Raw genomic sequence first — 5,154 nt, 5'->3', positions numbered from 1 at the left:
CTAAAGTCCTGGATCGGTTCGCGGGGTAGGCGGATCGTTCAGCGGCAGATGAAGTATGGCACAACACGCGTTCCTTTCATCTGCTGTGCTACGTTCGCTGTGCGCTCATTCTTCATTTCGTTCACACGCGTCTTTGGGTTCAATTCAGTATCAGGGGCTGGGTGGATGTATATCTGCTCAGCCCTGATATTATTGGGCGCGCCTGCCGAACGCGCTGCTGCTCTGCAAGGTAGCCCCCCGCTGCAGGAGCAGGGCCGCCCGTTTGTCGAAACGATTCCGGCGCAGATCTACGGGGCGCACCCGCAGAACTTTGAGATTGTAGCCGGAGCCCGCGGGCGCATCTACGTGGCCAATGCGCGCGGCGTGCTGGTGCACGACGGCACGCGGTGGACGCTCGTTGAACTGCCGGGCCAGACGCCCGCTCGCTCGCTGGCCCGTGCCGACGACGGAACCATCTATGTGGGTGGACAGGAAACGCTCGGACGCCTGGAGCAGACCGCCAACGGTGCGTTTCGATACGTGCCGCTGGTTGATGAAATCCCCGATGCGCACCGCGACTTTACGCACGTCTGGAAGACGCATGCCGTAGGCGATGCCGTCTACTTCGGAACGCCTGAAGCCCTCTTTCGCTGGAAAGACGGCACGATGCGCGCATGGGAGGGGCCATTCCACCTGGCCCTGGCCGCGCGCGATACGCTCTACGCCCAGCGTCCTTCGGGGCAGCTGCTGCGCATGGCAGGCGATACGCTGGAACCGGTGGCCGAGGCCGGTACGCTGCCCCTGCTCTACTTTGTTGTGCCGCATCGCTCCGATGGGCTTATCATGGGCACAACAGAGGGCACCTTGCTGCATTGGACCGACGGATCCGCAGAACCGTGGAGCCATGAGCGTTCCGCCGCGCTGCAGCGCAGTCGCATCTACATGGCGCAGCGCCTTCCGAACGGACTCGCCATTGGCACGCAAGCCGGCGGTCTGTTCCTCTACAACGACGACGGCACGCTCCGCCAGCGCATCGATCAGCGCAGTGGGCTGAATGACAACTACGTCTATGGCGTAACGCGCGACCGGCGCGGCGGGCTGTGGCTGGCCCAGGGGCGCGGGCTGGCACGCGTTGCCACGCATCAACCCATTACGCGCTATGGGGATGCCGAGGGACTCTCGGGGAACGTGCTGGATGTGCAGCGCACTGGCGGACGCCTCTACGTGGGCACCATGGATGGCCTGTTTGCACTCCAACCCGCGGAAACGCCCGGACGTCCGGCTCGCTTTGAGCGTGTGTCGAGCGTGCCAGTTGTGCACGACTTGCTGCAAGCAGGCCCCGACCTGCTTGCGGCTACCATTCAGGGCGTACTGCGCGTAGATGTCGCCACCGGGCGCGTGCAAGGTTTCCTCGACAGCCCTCACCCTGATGCCTCATCGCTGGCCCTGCATCGCCCCGAATCCGCGACCGCCGGGCCGCGCCTCTACGTCGGATCGGAAGAAGGGATTGCGCTCTTCGAACGGGTCGAGAACGAACAGACCGAGAACGAATGGCGTCTGCGGAATACGCTTCGCCCGCTCAACCAGCGCATAGTAAACCTGACGCTCGATGCCGAGGGCGCGCTGTGGGCCGCCTCCGAGTCGGGGCCGATGCAGCGGCTGGTCTTTCCCGATTCTGCTGAAACCACAGCGGTTACGCCCACCGTAGCTGCTTACGACACCTCCGATGGGCTGCCGTCCATGCGTTTCAACACGCCCTATCGCGTGGGCGACCGCATGGTTGCTGGCACCGCCGACGGACCGTACCGCTTCGACGCAGAGGCGGATCGCTTTGTCCGTGACACGACGCTGCGTGCGCCTATTCCTGACCCCGACCGATACGTGGGGCCCATCGCATCCCAACCTGCACAGACGGGCCCAGATCGCATCTGGATGCATGTGGGCGAAACAAGGACCCCGACAACGGGCTGGCTGCAGCGGGATGCCGAAGGCGACGACTACACATGGCACACCGGCGCGCTACAGCGTCTGGTAGGGTTTACCACGTACGCGATTTCGCACGACCGCACCGCAACATGGATCGGCGGGCCTGGGCTGGGTCCCGAGACCTTGCTGGTGCGCTACGCCCCATCCGCAGTAACGACGCGCTCGCGTAGCGAGGACGCATCGCCAGAGGGGCCGCCGGTGCTGCTGCATCGCGCTACGCTCACCGATCGCGACTCGACGATCGCGCTGGTGGCGTCTGGCACAGCTACCAGCACATCCCCCACCGACAGCGCCTCCAGCGCGTCCCCGCCGGTGCTTGCCGCTGCCGACAACAGCCTGCGCCTCAGCTACGCGGCCCCGGCATACGACCGCCCATCGGAAACCGTCTTTCGGGTGCGGATCACGCGGAACGAAAACGAAGATGCAGCCTCCTGGTCGCCCTGGCGCAAGGCCACCGAATCCACCTTTACGAATCTGGATCCGGGCGATTACGTGGTGGCTGTACAGGCGAAAAACGTGTACGGCGAGCGCGGTCCGGTCGCTACGGCTGCGTTTCGGGTTCGCCCGCCGTGGTATCGCACGTGGTGGGCGTACGGGCTGTGGACGCTTCTGGGGCTCGGGCTCATGGGCGGAGCCGTGCAGTGGCGCACCCGGCGTCTGCGCGAGCGACAGGCCGAACTGGAAGCGACGGTGGCCGACCGCACTACAGAGATCCGTGCCAAGAACGAGCAACTGGCCCGTCAGGCCGAAGACCTGAAAGCGCTCGACCAGGCCAAGTCGCGCTTTTTTGCGAACCTGAGCCACGAGTTTCGCACGCCGCTCACGCTCATCCTGGGACCGGTGCGGAAGCTAAAAACGGCGTTCCGTTCTGCCGAGCAGGCCCTCGATCCCGACAATGCGGCCCAGCAACTGTCGATGGTGGAGCGCAACGCCTTTCGCCTGTTGCGCATGGTGCGCCAGATGCTGGATCTGGCCCGCGAAGATGCAGGCACGCTTCAGTTGCGCGCCCGTCCCGTTGATGTTGTGCGGTGCACCCGCCGCATTACTCGCTCTTTTGTGCCGCTGGCTGAGCGCGAGGGCCTTGCGCTTACGGTCGAGGCCCCCAACCCCGGTGCGCACGCGGAGGCGGCGCCGGTCTACCTCGACGAGGAACTGTACAAGCAGATTCTGGGCAATCTGCTGTCGAATGCGGTGAAGTTTACCCCCGAGGGCGGACGCATTGCCGTGCGCGTTGCGTCAACGCCGGAAGCGGTGGACCTGCGGGTGAGCGACACCGGGCCGGGTATTCCCGAAGCGATGCAGGAGCAGATCTTTGAACGCTTCGTGCAGGCCGATGCCTCGCCGACACGGGCGCATGAGGGCATTGGCATTGGGCTGGCGCTTACGCACACGCTCGTGGACCTGCATGGCGGTACGCTACAGGTGGCCGAGAGTAGTGCCGAAGGAACCACGTTCGCAGCGCGCTTTCCGCGTGGACGCGACCACCTGACCGATGAGCAGGTTGTTGCGTCGTCGCCCTCTGAAGATGCATCTGATTGGGGGGACGACGACGATGCATTGACGCCCGGAGCGATTGCTGAGGACGACGTGATGCTGAACGTTCGCCCATCAACAGGCGATTCGCAAGACGCTGCTTCGCATCCCCCTAAGAGTCCCCTTGTGCTGATTGTCGACGACAACGCCGATGTGCGTGCTTACGTGCGCTCGGTGCTGGAGCCGACGTTCCGTGTTGCCGAGGCGGCCAACGGGGCGGCGGGGCTTCGCATGGCCCGTAAGCGGCTGCCTGACGTGATCCTGGCCGATGTGATGATGCCCGAAATGGATGGCCTGGCGATGACCGAGCGGCTGCGGGCGCATCCGGAAACGGCTGCCGTGCCCATTATCATGCTTACCGCCCGCGCGAGCACCGACGACGAGGTGGAGGGCCTGGCGGCAGGGGCTACCGACTATATCGTAAAGCCGTTCGATGCGCAGGTGGTGCAGATGCGGGTGCGCGGCGCGCTCGACTATCAGCAGCGGCTGCGGAAGCGTCTATTGGCCGAGGCGCACAGTGGCATCACGACAACTGATGATTCGGAGGAGACGCCGCCCGCCGATTTTGTGGCCGAGGCCGAAGCCATCATTCAGCGTCGCCTGCCCGACCCTGACTTTGGCATTGAGGCGCTGGCTGAGGCGCTGGATATCGGGCGCACAACGCTCTACCGCCGTGCCAACGATCACGACCTGCCTGCGCCGGGCGCATGGATCCGGATGCGCCGCCTGGAGCGGGCCGCGGAGCTGCTTGCACAGGATGCGGGCACTGTTTCGGAGGTGGCGTATGCGGTGGGATTCCAGAACCTTGCGCACTTCTCCGAGCGCTTCCTGGATCACGTAGGCCAGCGTCCCAGCGTCTATGCAGAGGCGGACGCGTAGGGCACGCGGACGTGTCGTGCCAATCCGGTTGCCGCATTACGATGAGAACGTGCGTGTGTACCCCACATCCGTCATCTCGGACGATTCTGATTCCTGTCGGGAGTTGATCTGAGACCTACTGATTTCTCGATCCCTCAATCACTTCAGGGATAACGCCTACTGCTCTGTCACAGGTCAATGGTTGGGTTGCAACGTGCCCCGTTTACATGCTGTCATCTTGAGCGCAGCGAAGCGGAGTCGAAAGATCTCCCCCAAGGTTGGCAGGGCCGTTCAATCGCCTATAGCCCCGCTGAGCGTCGAGGAGATGGTTCGGCGTGCTCCGGTCGGGGCTCCGTCGCCTTCCGCTCACCATGACAGGCTTCGTGGGGGCTGATTGCAGGACAACCATCAAAATGAGGGTTGACACGGCAATAGCCTGGTAGTATGAGGTTTTCCTTCGTCTTCAGTCATGCTGAACGCAGTGAAGCATCTCAGGATGACCCGTTGGAAAGCGATGCCGCTGTGCCTGCAAAGGAGACGCGGAGTCGAAAGATCTCCCCCAAGGTGGGCGGCCCCTGTCCCGCCGGATCTTCTGAACGCCAGGGAGATCTTTATTCACTCCGTTCATCAGTCGCTTCACTCGTATCAGGATTCTGCCGAGGCGGACGCGTAGGGCGAAGACCTGACAGGTTTCCAAAACCTGTCAGGTCTGGACTCCCCTCACCGCTCCACAGCACCACAGAAGGCATTTTCTCGTCTTCACATTTCGGCTTTAAAATGAAGATAACATAAAACGAT

General features: G+C 63.4%; 2 protein-coding genes. One reads left to right on the top strand and one right to left on the bottom strand.

Features of this window, described 5'->3' with window-relative positions; all coding sequences use genetic code 11:
* Positions 1-165 precede the first annotated feature (165 nt).
* Positions 166-4,377 carry a response regulator gene (locus tag R6U20_RS11580; protein WP_410338014.1) on the top strand — a complete coding sequence of 1,404 codons (4,212 nt, stop codon included), beginning with the start codon at positions 166-168 and terminating at the stop codon, positions 4,375-4,377.
* Between the two features lie 590 nt (positions 4,378-4,967).
* Here R6U20_RS11580 and R6U20_RS11575 read toward each other — a convergent pair.
* Positions 4,968-5,154 (bottom strand): hypothetical protein (locus tag R6U20_RS11575; protein ID WP_410338013.1); only part of this gene is annotated, 187 nt, incomplete at its 5' end.

Origin of the sequence: Longimonas sp. (assembly GCF_046498435.1) — a bacterium.
In the GTDB taxonomy this organism is placed as follows: Bacteria; Bacteroidota; Rhodothermia; order Rhodothermales; family Salinibacteraceae; genus Longimonas.
This window is presented reverse-complemented; position numbering and strand designations above follow the sequence as displayed.

Bases quoted from the DNA above. Each gene is read 5' to 3' on its own strand.
- R6U20_RS11580 (WP_410338014.1), top strand. From the start codon at position 166: ATGTATATCTGCTCAGCCCTGATATTATTGGGCGCGCCTGCCGAACGC.